General features: G+C 34.7%; 21 protein-coding genes, 7 pseudogenes, 1 riboswitch and 1 other annotated feature. All 28 genes and pseudogenes read right to left on the bottom strand.

Translation table 11 applies throughout. The annotated features are described in order from the left end of the window. Window positions 1-11: 11 nt before the first annotated feature. The gene (locus PWK10_RS01000) at window positions 12-1,049 is read right to left on the bottom strand and encodes a tungsten cofactor oxidoreductase radical SAM maturase (RefSeq protein WP_274767108.1); all 1,038 of its coding nucleotides are present in this window, start codon (window positions 1,047-1,049) and stop codon (window positions 12-14) included. A gap of 65 nt (window positions 1,050-1,114) precedes the next feature. Further along, window positions 1,115-2,914: pseudogene (locus PWK10_RS00995) on the bottom strand (aldehyde ferredoxin oxidoreductase family protein). A gap of 195 nt (window positions 2,915-3,109) precedes the next feature. Further along, a complete protein-coding gene (locus PWK10_RS00990) occupies window positions 3,110-3,553 on the bottom strand; it encodes an MOSC domain-containing protein (RefSeq protein WP_274767107.1) in 444 nt (147 codons plus the stop codon). Window positions 3,554-3,555: 2 nt separating this feature from the next. Then, window positions 3,556-4,031, bottom strand: a pseudogene (gene moaC / locus PWK10_RS00985) (cyclic pyranopterin monophosphate synthase MoaC). A 3-nt stretch (window positions 4,032-4,034) separates the two neighbouring features. After that, a pseudogene (gene moaA / locus PWK10_RS00980) lies at window positions 4,035-4,986 on the bottom strand (GTP 3',8-cyclase MoaA). 10 nt (window positions 4,987-4,996) lie between these two features. Next, window positions 4,997-6,898, bottom strand: a pseudogene (locus PWK10_RS00975) (molybdopterin biosynthesis protein). Between the two features lie 9 nt (window positions 6,899-6,907). Next, window positions 6,908-7,444 carry a molybdopterin-binding protein gene (locus tag PWK10_RS00970; protein WP_274768055.1) on the bottom strand — a complete coding sequence of 179 codons (537 nt, stop codon included), beginning with the start codon at window positions 7,442-7,444 and terminating at the stop codon, window positions 6,908-6,910. A 219-nt stretch (window positions 7,445-7,663) separates the two neighbouring features. Beyond that, the gene (locus tag PWK10_RS00965; protein WP_274767106.1) at window positions 7,664-7,831 is read right to left on the bottom strand and encodes a hypothetical protein; all 168 of its coding nucleotides are present in this window, start codon (window positions 7,829-7,831) and stop codon (window positions 7,664-7,666) included. A gap of 14 nt (window positions 7,832-7,845) precedes the next feature. Next, window positions 7,846-8,127 (bottom strand): hypothetical protein, encoded by a 282-nt coding sequence (locus PWK10_RS00960; protein WP_274767105.1) that lies wholly within the window; start codon window positions 8,125-8,127, stop codon window positions 7,846-7,848. A 1-nt stretch (window position 8,128) separates the two neighbouring features. Beyond that, a pseudogene (locus PWK10_RS00955) lies at window positions 8,129-8,625 on the bottom strand (MogA/MoaB family molybdenum cofactor biosynthesis protein). Continuing rightward, window positions 8,618-8,833 (bottom strand): hypothetical protein, encoded by a 216-nt coding sequence (locus PWK10_RS00950; RefSeq protein ID WP_274767104.1) that lies wholly within the window; start codon window positions 8,831-8,833, stop codon window positions 8,618-8,620. The pseudogene PWK10_RS00955 and the gene PWK10_RS00950 overlap by 8 nt, the downstream one beginning before the upstream one ends. A gap of 74 nt (window positions 8,834-8,907) precedes the next feature. Continuing rightward, the gene (locus PWK10_RS00945) at window positions 8,908-9,324 is read right to left on the bottom strand and encodes an ATP-binding cassette domain-containing protein (RefSeq protein WP_274767103.1); all 417 of its coding nucleotides are present in this window, start codon (window positions 9,322-9,324) and stop codon (window positions 8,908-8,910) included. Then, window positions 9,308-9,610, bottom strand: coding sequence for a hypothetical protein (locus PWK10_RS00940; RefSeq protein ID WP_274767101.1), 303 nt, complete (start codon window positions 9,608-9,610; stop codon window positions 9,308-9,310). The genes PWK10_RS00945 and PWK10_RS00940 overlap by 17 nt, the downstream gene beginning before the upstream one ends. 94 nt (window positions 9,611-9,704) lie before the next feature. Then, window positions 9,705-9,956, bottom strand: coding sequence for a hypothetical protein (locus PWK10_RS00935; RefSeq protein ID WP_274767100.1), 252 nt, complete (start codon window positions 9,954-9,956; stop codon window positions 9,705-9,707). Window positions 9,957-10,018: 62 nt separating this feature from the next. Then, a complete protein-coding gene (locus PWK10_RS00930) occupies window positions 10,019-10,768 on the bottom strand; it encodes a substrate-binding domain-containing protein (RefSeq protein WP_274767099.1) in 750 nt (249 codons plus the stop codon). Between the two features lie 34 nt (window positions 10,769-10,802). Continuing rightward, a riboswitch (molybdenum cofactor riboswitch) is annotated at window positions 10,803-10,919 on the bottom strand. A 129-nt stretch (window positions 10,920-11,048) separates the two neighbouring features. Continuing rightward, window positions 11,049-11,429 (bottom strand): YkvA family protein, encoded by a 381-nt coding sequence (locus PWK10_RS00925; protein WP_274767098.1) that lies wholly within the window; start codon window positions 11,427-11,429, stop codon window positions 11,049-11,051. A gap of 28 nt (window positions 11,430-11,457) precedes the next feature. Beyond that, a pseudogene (locus PWK10_RS00920) lies at window positions 11,458-12,376 on the bottom strand (pseudouridine-5'-phosphate glycosidase). Next, a complete protein-coding gene (locus PWK10_RS00915) occupies window positions 12,370-12,816 on the bottom strand; it encodes a PfkB family carbohydrate kinase (protein ID WP_274767097.1) in 447 nt (148 codons plus the stop codon). Before PWK10_RS00915 ends, PWK10_RS00920 begins: the two are co-directional and overlap by 7 nt. Further along, window positions 12,768-13,460: a PfkB family carbohydrate kinase gene (locus PWK10_RS00910; protein WP_274767096.1), complete on the bottom strand. Its 693-nt coding sequence runs from the start codon at window positions 13,458-13,460 to the stop codon at window positions 12,768-12,770. Before PWK10_RS00910 ends, PWK10_RS00915 begins: the two co-directional genes overlap by 49 nt. 608 nt (window positions 13,461-14,068) lie before the next feature. Further along, the gene (locus PWK10_RS00905; protein ID WP_274767095.1) at window positions 14,069-14,203 is read right to left on the bottom strand and encodes a hypothetical protein; all 135 of its coding nucleotides are present in this window, start codon (window positions 14,201-14,203) and stop codon (window positions 14,069-14,071) included. After that, window positions 14,158-14,522, bottom strand: a pseudogene (locus PWK10_RS19255) (DUF7878 domain-containing protein). The gene PWK10_RS00905 and the pseudogene PWK10_RS19255 overlap by 46 nt, the downstream one beginning before the upstream one ends. Window positions 14,523-14,676: 154 nt before the next feature. Next, on the bottom strand, window positions 14,677-15,666 hold the full coding sequence (locus tag PWK10_RS00895) for an RHS repeat-associated core domain-containing protein (RefSeq protein WP_274767093.1): 990 nt from the start codon (window positions 15,664-15,666) through the stop codon (window positions 14,677-14,679). A 1,108-nt stretch (window positions 15,667-16,774) separates the two neighbouring features. Then, window positions 16,775-16,903 (bottom strand): CysS/YqeB C-terminal domain-containing protein, encoded by a 129-nt coding sequence (locus PWK10_RS19250; protein ID WP_446715316.1) that lies wholly within the window; start codon window positions 16,901-16,903, stop codon window positions 16,775-16,777. Between the two features lie 74 nt (window positions 16,904-16,977). Continuing rightward, window positions 16,978-18,177 (bottom strand): cysteine--tRNA ligase, encoded by a 1,200-nt coding sequence (cysS, locus tag PWK10_RS00890; RefSeq protein WP_446715278.1) that lies wholly within the window; start codon window positions 18,175-18,177, stop codon window positions 16,978-16,980. A 48-nt stretch (window positions 18,178-18,225) separates the two neighbouring features. After that, window positions 18,226-18,432 (bottom strand) — a binding site (T-box leader). 21 nt (window positions 18,433-18,453) lie between these two features. Continuing rightward, on the bottom strand, window positions 18,454-18,660 hold the full coding sequence (locus PWK10_RS19245) for a hypothetical protein (RefSeq protein ID WP_446715315.1): 207 nt from the start codon (window positions 18,658-18,660) through the stop codon (window positions 18,454-18,456). Then, window positions 18,648-18,773: a hypothetical protein gene (locus PWK10_RS00885; protein WP_274767092.1), complete on the bottom strand. Its 126-nt coding sequence runs from the start codon at window positions 18,771-18,773 to the stop codon at window positions 18,648-18,650. Before PWK10_RS00885 ends, PWK10_RS19245 begins: the two co-directional genes overlap by 13 nt. Window positions 18,774-18,862: 89 nt before the next feature. Continuing rightward, window positions 18,863-20,317 carry a glutamate--tRNA ligase gene (gltX, locus tag PWK10_RS00880; protein ID WP_274767091.1) on the bottom strand — a complete coding sequence of 485 codons (1,455 nt, stop codon included), beginning with the start codon at window positions 20,315-20,317 and terminating at the stop codon, window positions 18,863-18,865. 74 nt (window positions 20,318-20,391) lie between these two features. Continuing rightward, window positions 20,392-21,066 carry an alpha/beta hydrolase gene (locus PWK10_RS00875; RefSeq protein WP_274767090.1) on the bottom strand — a complete coding sequence of 225 codons (675 nt, stop codon included), beginning with the start codon at window positions 21,064-21,066 and terminating at the stop codon, window positions 20,392-20,394. Window positions 21,067-21,280 lie beyond the last annotated feature (214 nt).

The raw sequence follows: 21,280 nt of genomic DNA, 5'->3' as shown, positions 1-21,280 counted from the left end.
CTATCACCTCCTTATGGACATATAGCAATTTTTCTACTCCAAAGGCAATCTGCACAGGAGGGCTTATTGGTATAGCAGTCATAATCGCTCGTTTTAACTATATCACAACCATCTACAAGATCACAGCCTAAACAAGATGGGTATCTATTGTTAAATACCCTCATTTTAAAATTTTGATAATCTGAGCTTTCATATATATCTTCAATTCTTCTTTCATAAATACTACCAAATGAGTATTTTGAAACCTTCTTTTCTTTTTCAAAAATGTATTCGTTTATTGAATGTGAAAACCTATAACAAGGATATACTCCACCATCTGCTCCAATAACAATAGCATTTTCTTCAATGAAGGGGCAGTATCTTTCGGTTTTAAGTTCCACATTAGGAAGCATTAAATTTAATCCCCTTCTAAAGGAATAAATTCTAAGTCTTTCAAATAATGTTTTCATTTCGTTGTTTTCATACTTTGTGTATAATATCTTATCCTTATAATCATCAGTTTGAGGGATAACATTTGAAATAATTATTTGAAAGGCATTCAATTCATTTGCCAAATCAAGAACCTTAAATATATCATCTATATTGTCTTTAGTAGCAACAAACTGAATTACAATATAAGGTTTTTCTTTCTTTCTTTTCGTTTTCAAATTATTAATATCTTTAATATTGTTAACAACGCTATTTAAATTAAATCCCCTAATATCCTCATATTTGTCCTCAAAACCGTCTATTGAAACCACTAATTTATCAACATAGTCCACAATAAGTTCCTTTAGCTTTTCATTTAATATTGTCCCATTCGTCGTTATAGTTAAATTAAAATTTGAAAATAAATTAATAGCGTCATATATAAGATGGGAAAAGGTAGGCTCGCCAATTCCTCCAAGGATAACTTCCTTTAAGTTTTTATCCCTAACCTCATCATAAATCCTTCTTAATATTTCAATATCCATATCACGAGGAATTTCACTCCAGGAGCGCCTATAGCACATTTTACAGTTTAGATTACATTTATCGGTAAGTTCTATATAAAGCTTTTCAAATCCCACAAAATCACCCCAAAGCAAATACTTAATCACCCTAAAAGGATTTACCTTTTAGGGTGATTTATTTATTATTCAATTCCAAGATTTTTCAAAGTTTCTTCCTTTGGATATCCCTTTTCGTCCCATCCTCGAACTTCATAGTATTTTGGTAAAAGCTCTGATAATCTATGAACATGGCCTTTTGATGGTCCTTCTGGAATTGGGTCTTCTAATAATCTCTTTGGAAGTTTGTCTTCACTTGGATCGATTCCAGCTTTTAGGTTGAATACTCTTTCTAGCGTCCAAATTCTTGAACCTGCCTCAAGTATTGTTTCTGCAGTAAAATCAGTTCCAGCTACAACATTCATAAGCTCTGCATAATCAGGTGCCCCAAGGGCAAAGGATGTAAATAGGCAAAGTCCTAATGAGTCAATAACTGCTGTAAGGTCTTGGAATACCTTAACCCATTCTGCCTTTCCTTCAAGGGAGAATCTATCTATCTTTGTGGTGCACCAAGGATTTCTGGTGAAATCATATATCCTCTAACGTGGCAGCCACCTCTATTTGAAGTTGCATATTCAAGACCATGGCCTTGAACTCCTCTTGGGTCGTATGCTGGAAGTTCCTGCTTTTAACCGTCATTGAAAGTTCAGGCACTCCATAAGCTTCACATAATCTATATGAACCTTCAGCCATCTTATCCCCAAAGCCTTCCCTTGCACCAATCTTCTTAGTCCAGCCAACTATTGCATCCGCATCGCCAAATTTTAACGAATAACCATCATCCTTAATTTCTTCATCCTTTACATATCCCTTTTCATAAAGTTCCATAGCGGCAGCAATCGTTGTTCCTGTTGAAATAGTGTCAAGCCCATATTCGTTACACCAGAAGTTTGCTTCTGCAACAGCATTTATATCATAAACATCACAGCCAGCACCAAATGCCCATAAAGTTTCGTATTCTGGTCCTCCAACTTCTTTTCCGTCCTTTAACCTTACCCATCTACCGCAGGCAATTGGACATCTATAGCATGGATTCTTTTTAACAAGTATGTCCCTTGTCATTGTCTCGCCACTTATATCATCTGCCTTTTCAGTATATGCCCTTTGGAAATTAGCAACTGGGAATATACCATGCTCGTTTATGATATTAACAAGAACTGCTGTTCCATAGGTTGGAAGTCCCTGACCTGTAACTCCATTTTCTCTTAGCATCTTTATCTTTGATGCAACAACATCCTTAACCTTTTCTTCATCATAAAGCTTAACTGCCTTTGTTCCCCTTACAACTATAGCCTTAAGATTCTTGGATCCCATTACTGCACCAACGCCTGAACGTCCTGCGGCTCTGTCATAATCGTTTATAACCGCTGCTATTCTTGAGAGCTTTTCACCAGCAGGTCCTATGCATAAAACTCTAACCTTTTCGCCATGTTCTTTTTAAGTTCGTCGGTAGTTTCGGAAACAAGTTTTCCCCAAAGGTGTCCTGCTTCTTTAATTTCTATCTTGTCGTCCTCTATAGCAATATAGACAGGCTTTTCTGCCTTTCCTTCAAGTATTATCATATCATATCCTGCTGCCTTTAATTCTGCACCAAAATATCCCCCTGAATTTGAGCAGGCAATTGCACCTGTCAATGGCGATTTAGTAATTACCATATATCTTCCGCCGGTTGGAACTGGGGTTCCTGAAAGAGGTCCTGTAGCAACAATTAACTTGTTTTCTGGGCTAAAGGGCTCAACATTAGGATCAACTTCGTCAAAGAAAATTTTGCTTCCTAGCCCTCTTCCTCCTATGTATTTTTTAGCAAGGTCTAGATTTAAATCTTCCACCTTGTAAGTCCCACTCGTAAGGTCAACTCTTAATATTTTTCCAGCATAACCAAACACCAAAATACCCCCTTGTTTGTTTTCAATACAATATATTACCATTGAATAAAAATTATTATAACTTTTGGTAATATATTGCATTTAACTTTATTATAATACAAAAACTTTATTATAACAGATTTTTTCTGAAAATTCTTAAAAATAATTTTTTAACATTTAAAGGATGCCAAATAGCATCCTTTAAAAACTTAAATCTTAAGTGCCAGGCACTATTTCTATTTCGTCACCAGGTCTTACGAATCCTCCCTTTATAACCTTTGCAAATATACCTTCCCTTGGCATTATGCAATCACCTGTAATTTTTCTTATTTCACAGGCTTCATGGCATTTTTTCCCTATCTGGGATATTTCGAGGATAACTTCCTCACCAACCTTAAGCCTTGTCCCAACAGGAAGGGTATATAGCTCTATTCCTTCCGTTGTAATATTTTCGGCAAATTTTCCTGCAACCAAATCCCAAATTCCCATTCTTTTCATTTTATCTATGCTCTCCTGTGCTAAAAGGCTAACTTGTCTATGCCAATTCCCTGCATGGGCATCCCCTTCAAGGCCATGGTTTTCTCTAAAATATCCAACCTCAATGGGCTTTTTTATGGTCCCCTTTCTCTCACTTATATTGACAGAAACAACCTTTGCCATCATTAAACCTCCCTTTCATAAATTCCTGATTTTCCTCCGCTTTTTCTAACAAGCATAACATCGCTTATAACCATATCCCTATCTATTGCCTTACACATATCGTATATAGTCAATGCAGCAACCGATACAGCCGTCAGAGCCTCCATTTCAACTCCTGTTTGTCCAATTGTCTTAACGGTAGCTTTTATGTCGATCTTGGAGTTGTCAAAGTCAAGTTTAAAACTAATATCACAACCTGTTGTCATTATAGGATGGCACATTGGAATCAAATGTGAAGTATTTTTAGCCGCCATTATGCCTGCAACCTGCGCAACGGCTAAAACATCACCCTTTTAATGGTTCCCTCATGGACCCTTTTTAAAGTCTCCTCCTTCATATAAATGCTTCCTATTGCAACGGCCTCCCTTTTAGTAGCCTCCTTTTCACTGACATCCACCATCCTTGCCCTTCCTTCTTCATTTATATGAGTAAGATCCATAAATTATCCCCCTATCTGAAACATCATCTTTTGACTTTTGCTTAATTCCTTTTCAAGGTTATGCTCTAAAGGTTTATTTAAAATAGCATGTTCAAGAATTAATTTTAATTTATATTCATCCTCTAAAAATGCCTTTAAATCCATCTCCTCTTTGGAATGAAGGCATGGTTTTATGGTTCCTGTTGCTGTTAAACGTATTCTATTGCAGCTTGAGCAAAATTTGCAGGTCATAGGCGCTATAAATCCTAAGCTACCCTTTGCACCCTTTCTTTTAAATACCATTGCCGTGCTATTAGGTCCTGTTTCAACAGGAGTAAGATTTTCAATTCTATCTATAATCTCCTGTGAAGATATATATCCATCCTTAAACTTTGCTCCCTCTCCGATTGGCATAATTTCAATAAACCTAATATGCAGTGGGTATTCATCTGACAATTTTACAAAATCCATTATTTCATCATCGTTTATTCCTTTTATAACTACAGTATTTATCTTTATGGGGCTAAACCCAACTTCTATGCTCTTTTCAATTGCCCTAAACACATCATCTATATTTCCAAGTCGGGTTATCATTTTAAATTTATCCTTTTTTAAGGTATCAAGGCTTATATTTACCCTTTTAAGTCCTACTTTTTTAAGGTATCTGCCATTTCGTAGAGCCTTGTCCCATTTGTAGTTAAGGCAATATCGTCAATCCCTTGAATTTTAGAGGTTTCATAAATTAAGCTTTCTATTCCCTTTCTTACAAGAGGTTCTCCACCAGTGAATCTTATCTTTTTAATTCCAAGCTCTGCCGCAATTTTTATAATTTTAATATAATCCTCGTTTCGCAAAACTTCATCATGGTCTTTTTTATTATTCCTTCCTCAGGCATACAGTAAATGCATCTTAGATTGCACCTATCTGTAACCGATATCCTCAAATAATTGATTGTTCTCCCAAATTTATCCTTCATATAAATTCCCCTATTCAATAATGATCTTACCTAAATCGCTATAGTCGTAACCTCCAAGTCTATCAAGTTCTTTTTGAATTCCTCCGAACTAATAACCTCTATAAATTTTTTCACACCATCAAGCTCAAGATATTCAATAGGAATTGCAATATCATATTCCTCGTTTGCAACTGGAATAAAATCAAGGTCCATAATCTGTGCTGCTGAAAAAACTCCAAGGCCGCAGTCGGCATTGTTTTTGGCTACCTGTGCAGCAACAGAAATATGGGTATAATCCTCCCTTTCATAGCCCTTTATATCCCTTGGGCTTATTCCCAATTTTTTAAGTTCAAAATCAAATAAAATCCTTGTCCCAGAGCCTTTTTGCCTGTTTACAAACCTTGCACCCTTTTTAGCAATATCTTCTATTGAGTGAATATTTAAGGGGTTACCTCTTTTAACCATAAGGCCTTGAATTCTCTTAACAAATTTAATTATTGCAATTTTTCTGTTTGGGATATATTTTCTTATATACGTCCTATTGTATTCACCTGTTTCCATATCAAGGAGATGAGCTGTTGCAAAATGTGTTTCCTTGTCCTTAAGAGCCAAAATCCCCCCATACTTCCTACATGGGCAGACGCTAAGTTATATCGTCCCTTCTTTGCTAAAGGTCTGCAGCAATATCGAGTATGATATCATGGCTTCCTATGCAAAGGATAGTATTTTTAATCTCATCCTCTGCCTTTAAAAGATTTATATTAACAACGCTTCCCTTTTCATATCCTTCAAGCTCCTCCGGAACCTCCAAAACTCCATCAGCCCTAACAAGGCTCATGGTAGCCCCAGCTCCCCTTTCTATTGGGGTTGCTATATATTTTCCTTCTATATAGCCTAATTTAACCCTTACAAATTCAAGATATTTAGATGAAGACATAACCCTTTTTGATAGTTGTGCCTCTATATATTTTTTATCCTTAATATCATATCCTTGAACAAAATTAACAAGCTTTTTAACTATGTTTTCCATTATAAAAAATGCTGAGACTGGAAAACCAGGTATTCCAACGATTGGCTTATTTAATACTCTTCCCAATATAACAGGTTTACCCGGCTTTATTGCAACTCCATGAATATATACTTCACCTAATGTTTCGATAACCTTTTTAGAATAGTCCTCTCTTCCAGCTGAAGAACCTGCATTTAAAAGGACAACATCATGCTCCTCAGCTGCCTTTTTAACAGTTTCCAAAAGCTTTTCAAAATCATCTTTAACTATGTTAAACCTTGTAGGAATTCCTCCGTATTCTTCAACTAAAGCAGCAAAAACCCTTGAATTAAACTCGATTATATCGCCAATCTTAAGATGGGTCCCAGGCTCTACAATTTCAGTTCCAGTTGGAATTATAGCAACCCTTGGCCTTTTATATACTTCAACATCAAACACCCCTCCTGCAATTAAAGCACCAATATCAACAGGTCTTATCCTATGGCTTTGGGGAAGAATTAATTGACCCTCTACTATATCCTCCCCCATCTGCCTTATATTTTGCCAAGGGATAGCTGGTTTAATTATCTCAACTTCATCTTCTGAAACCTTAATAGTATCTTCAACCATTATAACTGCATCGTATTCATCCGGGATTGGATCGCCAGTATCAACTACGATGTAATCTTTACCTTGTTTTAATCTTAATGGGTTTCTGTCTGTTGCTGTAAATGTATTTTTAGCAACGACAGCTATTCCATCTACTGCAGAGCTGTTATAAAAGGGAGATGAAATTTTTGCAAAGACAGGTTTTGCAGTTATTCTTCCCTTTGCTTCATGTGTTTTTACAACCTCTGTTCCTAATCTAAAATCCTTTATCCTTTCAAAATACATATCAATTGCCTTTTCAAGGCTTATATTAGAAAGATAAATATTCCTTTCCATGGCAACCTCCTAAAACTTAAATACTTTAACCCTTTGCCCTTGGTAAACTCCTTCTAATTCCTTTTCTATATAGATATATCCAAAGGATTTTGAAAAACAGGATATTAGCCCGGATTTATAATATGTAGGATATGCTATAAGCTCTCCATTTTCCTCCTTTACTCTAACAGGCAAAAACTCCGCCCTTCCCTGGGCTTTATGATAGTTAACTGCCATTTTGCATTCTATCCAAAAGTCCTCCCTTTCGAATCCTCTAAGTTTATCAAAATAATGGGCAACGAAGTTTTTAAATATCACAGCACAGGCTAAAGGATGCCCTGGTAACCCATAGACAAACTTTTCCCCTATTTTACCTATAATGGTTGGTTTACCTGGCTTTATAGCAATACCATGGATGAAAATATTAGAGTTTTCAAAGGATTTAATAACCTTTACGGTTTCATCCTTATTCCCTACGGAGCTTCCGCCGGACATTATAACAACGTCGCACTCCTTTATTGCCCTATCTAAGGTTTCCCTGAGTTTTTCATAATCATCCTTAACTATTCCATAAAGGGTAGGTTCTACCCCTCCTCCTCACAAAGGGAATATAATAGATAACTATTTATGTCCCTAACCTGTCCCAAGTTTATTTTTTCTTTTGGATCAACCACCTCATCGCCGGTTGATATTATACCAACTTTAATCTTTTTATATACTTCTATTTCAAGTATGCCAAGGCTTGATAAAACGCCAATCTCATAGGGCCTTATCTTTGTCCCCTTTTTAATATAAGCTCTCCCTTTTTACATCCTCTCCTATTTCAACTATGTTCTGTAATGGTGCTGTAGGTTTATTTACAAGTATTGTTTCATGGTCTAATTTTTCAGTGTATTCTATCATAACAACAGTATCGGCACCCTTAGGTAGCATTCCACCGGTTGGGACATACATACACTCTCCTGCATTTATTTCACATGGGGAGTTTGTCCAATTTTAACCTCCCCAACAAGCTTTAATATAGCAGGGAGGCTCTCACTTGCACCAAAGACATCCTCCGATTGAGCCGCATATCCATCAACGGTTGACCTTACAAAGTCAGGAACATTTTCATTTGAATATATATCCATAGCCAAAATTCTTCCAAGGGAGTCAAGAATATTTATTTTTTCCGTTTCGATTTTATATGTTAAATTTTTCCCTATTATTTCCTTTGCTTCCTTTATTGAAACAAGCTTTAAAAGTTCCATGTTAATCATCCTTTCTTGCACATTCTGATGCCTCTCCCTTGAGTATCTCAATGCCATGCTTTAGGGCAGGCAAAACTACATTTAAGTTTTCTACCGCACCCTTTGGACTTCCTGGAAGGTTTATTATCAATGTTCCTTTTCTTATACCTGCAACTGCACGTGAAAGCATTGCCTTTGGAGTTATCTCCAAAGATTTTGCCCTCATGGCTTCAGGAATACCTGGAACCATCTTTTCAATCACCGCCAATGTTGCCTCAGGTGTTACATCCCTTCTTGAAAATCCTGTCCCTCCGTTTGTTAATACAAGATCCACCTTTAAATCATCGCAAAATCTTATAAGCTCACATTTTATATCCTCAATTTCATCTGGAACTATTTTTGTCTCAACAACTTCATATAAATTTTGATCTAATACTTCTTTAATTGCAACCGATGTAGTGTCCACCCTCTCCCCCTTGAACCTTTGTCGCTTACGGTTAAAATTGCAACTTTAATCATTTAATTCACCCCTTTTTAAAATCTTTTTAACCAGTGGATTTTTAGGATTATTAAAAAACTCCTCATTTGTATTCATTTCAATTATTTTTCCCTTATCCATAAAAATTACTATGTCTGCTATTCTTTCGGCTTGAAAAATGTCATGGGTTACAATTAATATAGTTGTCCCAAATTCTTTATTTATGTCTTTTAAAAGCTTTTCCGTCATAAGGGTGCCTTCAATGTCCATATTGGCAGTCGGTTCATCGAGCAATAAAAGTGGCCTTTCTAATATTACAGCCCTTAATAATGCAACCTTTGCAGCCTCTCCCCCAGAAAGTTTTTGGCATTTCTATCTAGGAAGTTTAGATTGTAATATGAATTATATTTTTTTAACCTTTCCTCTATAATTTTTGTATCTAATCTTTGATATCTAAGACCTAATATTATGTTTTCCTTTACTGACATATCGAATATATAAGGCCTTTGCTGCATTATGGAAATTTTGTTTCTAACCTTTTCAAAATCCTCTTCGCCATCGTAATAAATAGTCCCTTTATCATATCCTTTAAAATTGGCTATGCACTCCAAAAGGGTAGTTTTCCCACTTCCATTAAGTCCAAGAAGGGCAACTATTTTCCCTCCCTCTATAAAAAGTTCATCAATACTTAATGCCACCTTTTCGTATTCCTTTACAAGGCCTTTAATTAATATATTCATTTGATTCTCTTCCCTTCAATGAATGGAGTATTATATTTATTAAAAATGAAATAGCTAAAAGAATAAAACCTATAATTAGTGCGTCCTTAAAATTGCCTTTGCTTGTTTCAAGAGCTATAAAGGTTGTCATAACCCTTGTATATCCTTTTATGTTTCCGCCCACCATCATAACAGTGCCAACTTCCGATATCGCCCTTGAAAATCCTGATGTTACTGATGTAAATATTTCTCCTTTGCATTCATTAATTATGAGGAATAGAAAATCCCCGTAATCTCCCCCTAACATATAACAGTTTTTTGAATTGTCGGAGCTATTTTTTCAATCTGCCTTACAGTTAAAACAAATATAATGGGCAATATAAGCAGCGTCTGAGCAATTATCATGGCAGTTGGTGTAAAAGAAGATTTAGTTCTCCTAACGGTCCCCTTTTGGATAATATTATGAAAACTATAAGCCCCATAACAACCGGTGGCATTGCCATAAGGCTATCGGCTATTCTATATATTGCCCTTTTTAGCTTAAAATCCTTAATCGAAAAGGGAACAGCTAATAAAATTGCTATAATCGAAGCTATTGCTGTAGATGTTAAGGATACATAAAGGGAAGTTAAAATAATCTCTAATATTTCCATCTAATCACCTTTTCCCGTTGAATTTGAATAAAGGCCCCCGTATTTTTCAATGCCATAGTTATTTATAAGCTCTTTAGCCTTATCTGATAAAATCCATACTTCAAATTCCTCTGCAAGCTCTTTTTGTGACTTATTTTATTAGGGTTTAAAAGCACTATGCTGTATTGATTTTTTAACAGGGGATGCCCTTCGCAAACTATTTGAAGGCTTAAATTCTTCTTCATTGTTATATATGTAGCCCTATCAGAAAGGGTATACCCTCCCTTTTCATCTGCTATATTTAAAACTTGTCCCATACCTAGTCCTGAAACTATGTAGCTTTTCCATTTAGGATTTATATTTATTTCCCTCCAAAGCTTTTTCTCCCTTTGATGGGTTCCGGATTCGTCCCCTCTTGATACAAAAACTGAATTAGACTTATATATAAGCTCAAAGGCTTTTAGGGGATTATTTGATGCGTTTTCTTTTACCTTTGCAGGGTCGCCTTTAGGTCCTACTATTACAAAGTCGTTATACATGATTTCATCCCTTTTAAGTCCATATCCTTCTTTTATGAATTCCTCTTCCTTTTCCTTTGAATGGACAAATAATATGTCAGCATCTCCACGTTTTGCAATCTCAAGGGCCTCTCCTGTGCCTCTTGCAATCACCTTTACTTTAATGCCAGTATCCTTTTCAAATTCTGGGATTAAATATTCTAAAAGACCTGAATCCTGAAGGCTTGTGGTAGTTGCTAAAGTTATTTCCTTCTTTTGAGCTGATGAACAAGACATTAGAAAAATAGATAATAAAAGGACAATCCATCTTCTCATACAAAAACTCCTTTCGTTTTTGTCCGAAAGGAGAATACTATTCTAATATTCTCCTTTCCAAAGGGGAGGCAGAGCCGTTTCCAACTCTACCCTATCGGTCTTAAGGCCATAGCTTTGCCTTAGGCCTTAAGACTCGGAGAATTCTTTTTATAAACTAAATTCTTAAACTTAATTATAATATATTCTACAAATAACAAAAAATCCTTCTTTTTATTCCTTTACCCAATATTTGCTGCTATCATTTGTTCTATCTAGAAAAGTTCTTAATAAACAAGAGCTTTTATCTAATGATATTCATAAATTTAAATATCAAATAAACAATATAAACCCAAAGAAGTGCAATTATAATTCCTGCTATGATGCCCTTTTCCTTTGCATCCTTCATATCGGCTTCTTTTTCCTTGCACTCCTCCCAAACTTCCTTTGGAATAAGTTTTATAGCAAGGGCAATCCCTGATGGAATTAATACTAAATCATCTAAATAGCCAATGACAGGAATAAAGTCAGGTATCAGGTCAACAGGGCTCAAGGCATAGGCAATAACAATGCCTGCCCAGAGCTTTGCAATAATTGGTGTTTTAGGATGCTTATATGCAAGGTAAAGGATATATAAGTTTTTACTTAAATCCTCCGCCTTTCTTTTTAGCTCCTCTAGACTCATACGTCCACCGCCTTAAATTTTAGATAAATTAGCCCATCCTGCTTAGCTCAACTGCAATTTCAGAAGCAAGCTTTGCGTTATTATAAACCAATTGAATATTGGAGTCAAGGCTTTTTCCTCCTGTTATTTCCTTAACCTTTGCAAGTAAAAACGGAGTGGTTTCCTTCCCTTTTATTCCCTTTTCCTTTGCCTCTAAAAGGGCATCCTCGATTGCTTTATTTATAACATCATAGTCCATTTCGTATTCCTCTGGAATTGGGTTTGCCACAACAACTCCACCCTTTAATCCAAGTTGCCACTTTACAAATATTGCCCTTGCTATTTCCTCTGGAGTGTCTAATCTATAGTCTAGTTTAAATCCGCTCCTTCTTGTATAAAAGGCAGGAAGCTCATCGGTTTTATAACCTACTACAGGAACTCCAAAAGTTTCAAGGTATTCCAATGTAAGACCTAAATCTAATATTGACTTTGCTCCTGCGCAAACAACCGCAACATTTGTGTTTGCAAGCTCCTGCAGATCCGCTGAAATATCAAAGGTCTCCTGAGCTTCCCTATGAACTCCTCCAATTCCTCCTGTAGCAAAAACTCTAATACCTGCAAGGGCAGCAATAATCATAGTTGAAGCAACGGTTGTTGCACCGTCCATCTTTTTGCAACTATAAAGGGGATATCGCGTCTTGAAACCTTTACTATTTCCCTTCCCTTTTTCCAAGATATTCTATCTCATCAGGAGTTAATCCAGCCTTTAGCTTACCGTTTATTATAGCAATAGTTGCCGGAGTTGCTCCGTTTTCCCTGACAATCCTTTCTACATTCAAAGCTGTTTCTACGTTTTCTGGATATGGCATACCGTGGGAAATTATAGTCGATTCAAGGGCAACAACAGGCTTCCCAAGTTTTAGTGCCTTTTCTACTTCTTTGCTAAGTTCTAAGTAATTTATCATAATCCCATCTCCTTTATAGTAGATTGAATAGAATCTATATTTATATTTGGATTTATTGTATCCTCTGATTTTAGTGCAATAATTGATGCAGCCATTGCAAGTTTTGCTGAAAGGTCTATATCATACCCATTAATAAAGCCAAAAACAAGGCCTGCAACAAAGGCATCCCCAGCTCCGTTTGAATTTACTGCTTCAATCTTTGGTGCCTTTAATAAATTATATATTCTTCCATCGCTATAAAATACTCCATCTTCTCCTAATGATATAAATATCCTTTTAACACCCCTTTGTAAAAAATAATCGCTGCATATTTTTAAATCCTTTTCATCGTTTATTTTTATCCCAGTTAATGCCTCCGCTTCGTATTTATTTGGTTTTATGCAATAAAAATTGCCTATAAAGTCCTTAACCTTAAGGGCTTTTGTAGTTGATACTGTATCCAAAAAATTGGAACTTCAAATTCCTCAGAAATATATTTTAATACATCCTCAGGAAGATTTGTATCTACAACTATGCATTTTGAATTTTTAATTAAACCTTTGTTTTCTTTAATATAGTCAACCTTAAATTCATCATATATATCCATGCAGGATAAGGCCAGTGCCATATCCCCTTCTTCATCTTGAATCGATATATAGGTTGAGGTTTGCTTATCTTCTAAAAAGTAAACGGAGCTTACGTCTATCCCAATCTTTTTTGCGTGGTCATATATTTTTCTGCCATATATGTCCTCACCCAAAAGGGTTAAAAGCTTTGTCTTTACACCCATCCTTGCTAAGTTTTCTGCTATATTTCTTCCAACCCCTCCAAAGGAAATTTTTAAATTTCCAGGATTGGAGTCCTTAAGTTTTAATTTTGATTTTGGATAACCTAACATATCAACATTTGCAGCACCTATCACATAAACATAATCTTCGTTTTGGGGAAGGACATAACCTTTACCTAAAATTAATCCCTTTTTCATAAGATTAGTAATATGGACTGCCACCGACGACCTTGTTATCCCTAATCTTTTTGCAATTTCATCCTGGGATATAAGTGGGTTTTCCCTTACAATATTTAATATCTCCCTTTCCCTGTTCGTCATAACATCACCTTAACTTATGCTTATTTCATAATCATTTGCTTATATTATACATCAAAATTTTAAAATTTAAAACAAAAACTTAAACTTAGGTGCCAGGCACCTAAGTTTAAGTTTTTTATCTTTTACTAGTTGGTTTTTTAGTTGGGAGTTGATAATTTTGATGAACCGTCCCTAAAAACTTTTTTACGGTTGTTTTCAATCTCCCTTAACCTGTTTGTTGTTGAGTTTTTGTATGCTCCAGCTTCATAGCTGTAGTTTGTTGTAAAGGATGCTGAGCCTGTTGAAATAACTTTATTGTTTAGTCTTCCTAAAATGTCATAATTATTTATAGCCTTTGCTCCGTTTGGAAGGGTTATTTCCTTTTCTCTATTGTCCTTATCGTAGGAATAGCTTGTGGTAAAGCTTAAGTTGTTTATATATTCAACTACACTGCGAAATTCAAAGCTTATATTATTTTTAACAAATTATTAGTATTGTTTTTTTATATGCCGCTGATGTCGATACAAATTTAATAAACAGAAAATGGTTTAATTTTCTATAAAAAAAGTGTCTCATTAGTTTAGATCCATTTTTAAATCTTAAAAACCTTAAATAACATAAGCTAATTATTAATATGCTATAAAATCCATCATATTAATTTTATATTCAGCATACAATTGTTGTTTTAGTTTATTGAGAAAATTTTCTATAGTTAAAGCTAATTCATTAAATTGAATAATTTCATTAATCTCAGTTTTTGCCATACTGAATAAATCTTCCAGTAATTATTCTTTTGTTTAATGAACTCTAAAATTGGACCATAACTATAATCCATTGTTTCATATTTAAAGTCTTGTACTTTGCCATTCTTATTGTTTTTCATCCATTTAGTAAGTTGTATCCCTAATTCAAGCAATAGGATATATTGTTCTTGAAAAAAAGTTTATTATTAACCCAGATTATCAATTCTCCCTCTATGTCTGCAATAACTTTTAAATTTCGAGATTTTATTAATTCTTTATCTACTACTTTATTTTTATCAAAAGCAAAAATTATTTCTATTTTATTGGATATGCTGTCCATATCTTACCGTCACCTCCTATAATTATTTGAATCTTTGTTTCTCCTTTTGTTCCTATAGTTTTACCTAAATCTGTAATTACTTTATACGAACCATTTTGATTGTTGGGTATAAACTTTGCATTTTCAGAGTATAAAGCTTCTTTAATCCATACATTTACTTGAATTTTATTATTAGTTGCAAATTTTTGCCATCTCCTCCTGCATCCATTAAATGCTTATTTGATACTGTAAAATCATCAACTTTCTTTGCGGCTTTAAAAGCTGCTTCAGAAGCTTTTTGAGTATACTTGTTCTTATTCGTTATTTTATTAAATGTTAATCCAATACTTTCTTTAACACTGCTAAATCTTTGTTGAATTACATATAATCTTGAAATAACAAATGTATATACATAAAGAGCAGCATGGTTAAGTTTATTTATTGAACTTTTTATACCAAAATAACCATTTGGATCTTCCATGTTTACCGGGTCGTTGCTACAATATGCAAACATATTATAGGACAGTAATTCTCCCGTAATACCAACAATCGCATCCGCATTAACAAATCTACCCCACTCAGGATTATAGAACCTGCTCTGTAGATAATACAGCTTCGTCTCCTCATCGTATCTGTATCCTCTATATCTATATGGATTTTTAAACCCTACAGTTGTTGCAAGGCTTCCATCTATTGAAACAATATTACCCCAGCTATCATAAGTGTAGGCCACAACTTCGTTTCCGTTTGAATCAATGAGCCCGATAATATCCCCTTGGCCGTTCCTTACATAGTAATATTCTACACCGTTTAGGTTCATTGAAACAAGGTTGTCTTGGGTATCGTAGGAATAGTGGATTGTATCTAACCCGTTTGTTTCAAGTATAACCTTATCGCCTAATAGGTAATATTTTGTTGTAACACCATTTACAGTTTTTTCTGTTCTTATGCCCTGGTCGTTGTATTTGTAGGAAATATTAAGACCTTCCTTTGATATTGACTTTAGCTGTCTTCCTTCTTCCCATGTAAAGGTATAGCCATTATAAGTTAAAGGATTTCCTATTTCATCATAGGTTATTGCTTTCCCGTCATATGATGTAAGTTTATCCTTCCAGTTAGAATCATCATAAGTGTAGGTTATTGTTTTTGTAGGATTTTCAGGCACTCCTTCTGTATACGGATACTCTACCTTGCTTAAAATGTTTCCACCTAAGTCATAAGTATATACTATAGTTTTGTTTAATATTTGGTTGTCTTCTTGTATAAGTTCATTAAGCTCGTTGTATTGATATTTTATTCTTTTCCCATCTTGGGTTATTGTTTCAATATTTCCATTTGCATCGTAGGTGTAGTTTATTTTTTACCGTTATTGTCAATCTCGCTTAACCTGTTTGTTGTTGAGTTTTGGTATGCTCCAGCTTCATAGCTATAGTTTGTTGTGAAGGATGCTGAGCCTGTTGAAATAACTTTATTATTTAATCTTCCTAAAATGTCATAATTATTTATAGCCTTTGCTCCGTTTGGAAGGGTTATTTCCTTTTCTCTATTGTCCTTATCGTAGGAATAGCTTGTGGTAAAGCTAAAGTTGTTTATCCTTTCAACTACACCGCTTTTGTTGCTGTTTGAATCATAAGTATAATTTATTCTGTTTCCATTTGAATCCTCTATCTTTATTAATCTGTCTGAAATATTATATACATATCTATATTTTACCCCATTTACAAGGTCATCTAAATAGCCTAAATTTCCGCTTGCATCATATTCGTATATAAACCTTTCTGCTCCGTTGTATTTTTTGTAGTAATTCTGTCAAGATATTGGAATCAAAATTGATTATTTTTGCTTCTTTTTAGGAGTTTCTATGATATTTGGTGCATCTTCTGCTGAGGATGAGCTGTTAAAAATGTCTGCGAATACTTTGATGTTGATAAAAGAAAAAATTAGCATGAAGATTAGAATGAAAGAAATGCAACGTTTAAGTGTGTGCATCATAAAACCCCTTTCATGATAGAATTACAAGGATAATAATAATAATAATAATATAAAGGGATTTCAAGAATTTATTTTTGTAAAATTAAGAATTTTTACCATAGTAAAAGTATCTTATAAGATAAATTTTTAGTTTTATATAACTCTTTAAATCAGCTTTTTAATTTTATAATAGCTTTACAAAGTTTTGATCTGCTTTCTTTAATGGTTTAAAATCCATAAAAAATAAACAAAGGCGGGCATTGAAAAATTTGCCCACCCATAATTAAACGGAAATATATTGTCTATATTCTCTTCCATCTTACTCCCTGTGGAGTATCTTCAAGTATTATTCCCATTTCCTTTAGCTGATCCCTTATTTTGTCTGCAAGGGCGTAGTTCTTTTCCTTTCTTGCCTTTTGTCTTTCTTCTATAAGCCTTTCAATTTCCTCATCAAGGCTTCCCTTTGTTGATTTTTCAAGTATTCCAAGTGGTGAACCAAGCTCCCTTATAAGGTCGAGGGCTTTTGTGCAAGCTTCTTTGGTGAACCCTCTTTAATGTTTGTGTTAACTTCCCTTACAAGGTCAAATATAACTGAAATTCCATCAGCAGTATTAAAATCATCGTCCATGACTTCGATATATCTTTCCCTAAAGCTATCAAGCCTATTGAAAAATTCTAATTCTTCAGCAGTAAGTTCCCTATCCTCTGAGGTTTCAATAACGTGTTCAAGGTTTGCAATTGCATTATATAATCTCTCAAGGGCTGCCTTTGCCTGATCTAAAAGCTCTATGCTAAAGTTAATTGGATTTCTGTAGTGACCTGAAAGCATAAATAATCTTACAACTTCTGCATCATACTTTTCAAGCATTTCCCTTGCTGTAAAGAAGTTGTTAAGGGATTTTGACATCTTTTGGTTGTTAACATTTAAGTAAGCAACGTGCATCCAGTAGTTTGCAAAGGGTTTTCCATTTCTCGCTTCACTTTGGGCTATTTCGTTCTCATGGTGTGGGAATATAAGATCTGCACCGCCTCCATGGATATCGATAGTTTCTCCAAGTAGGCTGCAGGCCATAGTAGAGCATTTAATATGCCAGCCTGGTCTTCCTTCTCCCCATGGGCTCTCCCATGCTGGTTCTCCTTCCTTTTTGGCCTTCCAAAGTGCAAAATCCATTGGATTTCTTTTTCTTTCATCTATCTCGATCCTTGCACCAGCCTCTAAATCTTCAATGCTTTGGTGAGATAGTTTCCCGTATTCTTTAAATTTTGTAGTATCAAAGTAAACATCACCATCGACTACATAGGCATATCCCTTATCTACAAGGTCCTTAACAAAGGCGATTATTTCGCCAATAAACTCTGTCGCCCTTGGGTTTACTGTTGCCCTTTTAATCTTTAATCCATCGGCATCTTTATAGTATTCCTTTATATATTTTTCAGCAACTTCTTTAACAGCCGTTCCTTCTTCATTAGCTCTTCTTATAAGTTTATCATCGATATCGGTAAAGTTTTGAATAAATTTTACCTTATAACCCCTGTATTCAAGATACCTTCTTATTGTATCAAATACAATAAATGTTCTTGCGTTACCTATATGAAAATAATTATATACGGTTGGTCCGCAGGCATACATTTTAACCTCGCCAGGTGTAATTGGATTAAAAACTTCCTTTTGTCTTGTCATTGTGTTGTAAATCTTTATTGCCATATACTTCATCTCCCTTCAAATAATTTAATATATAAAAACCCCCTTCATCATAGAGACGAAGGGGACTCCGCGGTTCCACTCTATTTAGGCAAAGCCTCACTTAGAAATATAACGGTATTACTGTTTCTGCCTACTATTTTCGACAGAAAAGCTCCGGGACGCACCCTTCAGAAGATTCCCTGCTACTGCTTTCAGCCTAAGGCAGCAGCTCTCTTTAAGGTAAGCCTTCCTACTCCTTCCCATCATAGCAATTTGTATATTATTTTTTACTATGTATCAATTGAATCCACCATATATGATTTTCCCTTCTTTAATTATGCGAGAAGTAAAGGAATTATTTTCTCTTAAAGCTTCTTCGAGTTCTTTTGAAGAACACGTTAGAATATCTAAAGGTTTGTCTATAAAGCCTATTATTTTCCTTAGCTTTATTCTCCTCTTAGCAGCATTAGTTTCAATATCATCCCAAACAACTAGTAAATCAATATCCGAATTTTCTTTTTCTTCATTCCTAGCAACAGATCCAAAAGAATTATTGCTTTAGGATTTATGTTAGTTATTAATTTTTCTTTAATAAGATTAATTATATCATTATCCATAAATTCACCCCATAAACCCTTTTATATATATTATACTATAAAATTTCAAATATGAAACATAAATCCCCTTATTTTAAGGGGATTCAGTTTTACAGCAAGTTATTTTTTACATATTCTAATCTTTTTAATATTTTATCCTTTCCTAGGATGTCAATTATATTTACAAGTTCTGGGCCGTGCATTTGGCCTGTAAGGGCAACTCTGATTGGCATAAATAACGCCTTACCCTTTGCACCTGTTCTATTTTTTAACTCCTTAAATACATTTTGAGCAAAGTTTAGATCAATACTTTCAGCTTCCTTTACCATATTTTCAAATTCCTCTAAAAGATTTAGAACATGCTCTTGCTTTAAAACCTCATGGGTTTCATAGTTTTCTATTTTAACTTCGTCGCCAAAGAATATGTGAACATGGTTTACTATATCTCCAACAAATGGGAGTCCATCCCTTACAGTTTCAACAACTTTTGTTATCCATTCTCTGTTTTCCTTTGCAAATTCCTCTGTTATATATCCTGAATTTACAAGATGAGGAATGGCAAGGTCAACTATCCTTTCAATTGGGCTTTTTCTAATGTATATTCCATTTATGTGGTTGAGCTTATCAAGGTCAAATACAGCAGGATTTTTAACCACTCTATTAAGATCGAACTTTTCTATAAGCTCTTCGAGAGAGAATATTTCCTCTTCTCCTTCTGGAGACCATCCAAGAAGGGCAAGATAGTTTACTATAGCTTCAGGCAGATATCCTGCATCCCTATATTGTTCAACCCATGTTGAGCCGTGGCGTTTGCTCATCTTTGTTCTGTCTTTCCCAAGAATTAATGAAACATGGGCAAACCTTGGAACATCAAAGCCTAGGGCCTTGTATATTAAAATTTGTCTTGGAGTATTTGAAAGGTGTTCCTCTCCTCTTATAACTGTAGTAATTTCCATAAGGTGGTCGTCTATAGTTACAGCAAAATTATATACAGGAATTCCATCTGACTTTACAATAATAAAATCCCCTATATCCTTTGAATGGAATTCTACTCTTCCCCTTACGATATCATCAACAACTATAAGCTCATCATCAGGAACTTTAAATCTTACAACTGGTTTCCTTCCCTCTTTTTCATAGGCCTCTTTTTGCTCAGGTGTTAAATGCCTGCACTTTCCTGAATATCTTGGCATTTCACCTCTTTTTAGAGCCTCTTCCCTTTCCCTTTCAAGTTCCTCTTCGCTGCAGTAGCAAAGGTATGCCTTTCCTTCGTCTAATAATTTTTGAACATATGGATTGTATATTCCTACCCTTTCAGTAGAACGATATGGCCCATGTTCTCCGCCTACTTCAATTCCCTCATCCCAGTTTATTCCGAGCCATCTTAAGCCTTCGATAATTACCCTTTCTGACTCTACTGTTGAACGATTAAGGTCTGTGTCCTCTATTCTAACTATGAATTTTCCGCCCGTATGTCTTGCATAAAGATAATTAAAAAGTGCTGTTCTTGCACCGCCAATATGCAAATGCCCTGTTGGACTTGGGGCAAATCTTACTCTTTCCATCAAAACACCTCCAAAAATATAGCATTCCCTATTAATTTTACTTATATTTCCGATATTTTTCAACATAAAAGGAGCTATTTTATAATCCATTTAATAAATTCCGGAAACCTTTTTGCCCAATATTTTTCACTATGGGTTGCACCTTCGTCGACAACAAGTTTTAAATTTTCCTTTGGAAGTTTTTTAAGAAGCTCATTATAAACACTCAATGTTCCCTTAACATATATATCAGGGAATTCCTTGACCTTTTCATCGCTGGTTTCCTTTGTCCCAATATCTAAGTAGAACTTCATATCATTTCTTATTTTATTTTCCCTTATAAAATTTAATAAATCACTTTCAGAAAACCAAACTGCCGTTGAAAATGCACCAACCTTTGAAAAAACATCCTGATATTTTAACCCTGCATAAAGGGATATAAATCCTCCCATAGAGCTTCCTGCAATTATAGTATTTTCCCTTCCCCTTAAAGTTCTAAACTCGCTATCTATTATAGGTTTTAAAGTATGAACTATAAAATCTACATATTGGTCTCCTTCTCCACCAACACAAGGAATATCTACCCTCGATAAAAGTTTTGGAACATCATAATTTACCCAAGGAGAATATTCATCTAATCTCTTGTGTCCCTCTTTGTTGCAATCAATTCCAACAACAATCATTCCATCCGTGTATCCTTCCCTTTGAAGTCTATCAAGGGTGATGTCTACATCCCAAGAATACCCTGAATGCTCACTTATATCAAACAAATTTTGTCCATCATGCATATAAATTACAGGATATCTTTTTTTGATTCGAAGTAATCTAAAGGTAGAAAAATTCTTATAGTTCTTTTCCTGTTTAGTTGAGGTATAAAAATTTCCCTAATAATTTTTCTTTCCATGCTAACACCTTCCTTCTTTTATTGACTTCAATACATCCAGATGTTAAAATACCCATATATGGTATATATGAGGTGATTAA

Source organism: Caloramator sp. Dgby_cultured_2, assembly GCF_028872215.1.
GTDB classification, from domain to species: Bacteria; Bacillota; Clostridia; order Clostridiales; family Caloramatoraceae; genus Caloramator; species Caloramator australicus.
The sequence above is the reverse complement of the archived record's forward strand: the minus strand, read 5'-3'. Positions and strand labels throughout refer to the sequence as shown.

Excerpts from the sequence above, each read along its gene's own strand:
- PWK10_RS00905 (WP_274767095.1), bottom strand. The coding sequence starts at position 14,203 with ATGGCAAAAACTGAGATTAATGAAATTATTCAATTTAATGAATTAGCT.
- gltX (WP_274767091.1), bottom strand. The coding sequence starts at position 20,317 with ATGGAAAGAGTAAGATTTGCCCCAAGTCCAACAGGGCATTTGCATATT.
- PWK10_RS00945 (WP_274767103.1), bottom strand. The coding sequence starts at position 9,324 with ATGAATATATTAATTAAAGGCCTTGTAAAGGAATACGAAAAGGTGGCA.
- PWK10_RS00960 (WP_274767105.1), bottom strand. The coding sequence starts at position 8,127 with ATGGAACTTTTAAAGCTTGTTTCAATAAAGGAAGCAAAGGAAATAATA.
- PWK10_RS00965 (WP_274767106.1), bottom strand. The coding sequence starts at position 7,831 with ATGTATGTCCCAACCGGTGGAATGCTACCTAAGGGTGCCGATACTGTT.
- PWK10_RS00935 (WP_274767100.1), bottom strand. The coding sequence starts at position 9,956 with ATGGAAATATTAGAGATTATTTTAACTTCCCTTTATGTATCCTTAACA.
- cysS (WP_446715278.1), bottom strand. The coding sequence starts at position 18,177 with ATGGCAATAAAGATTTACAACACAATGACAAGACAAAAGGAAGTTTTT.
- PWK10_RS00930 (WP_274767099.1), bottom strand. The coding sequence starts at position 10,768 with ATGAGAAGATGGATTGTCCTTTTATTATCTATTTTTCTAATGTCTTGT.
- PWK10_RS00990 (WP_274767107.1), bottom strand. The coding sequence starts at position 3,553 with ATGGCAAAGGTTGTTTCTGTCAATATAAGTGAGAGAAAGGGGACCATA.
- PWK10_RS00925 (WP_274767098.1), bottom strand. The coding sequence starts at position 11,429 with ATGAGTCTAGAGGAGCTAAAAAGAAAGGCGGAGGATTTAAGTAAAAAC.
- PWK10_RS00950 (WP_274767104.1), bottom strand. The coding sequence starts at position 8,833 with ATGACGGAAAAGCTTTTAAAAGACATAAATAAAGAATTTGGGACAACT.
- PWK10_RS00910 (WP_274767096.1), bottom strand. The coding sequence starts at position 13,460 with ATGACGAACAGGGAAAGGGAGATATTAAATATTGTAAGGGAAAACCCA.
- PWK10_RS00940 (WP_274767101.1), bottom strand. The coding sequence starts at position 9,610 with ATGTTAGGGGGAGATTACGGGGATTTTCTATTCCTCATAATTAATGAA.
- PWK10_RS00885 (WP_274767092.1), bottom strand. The coding sequence starts at position 18,773 with ATGGATAATGATATAATTAATCTTATTAAAGAAAAATTAATAACTAAC.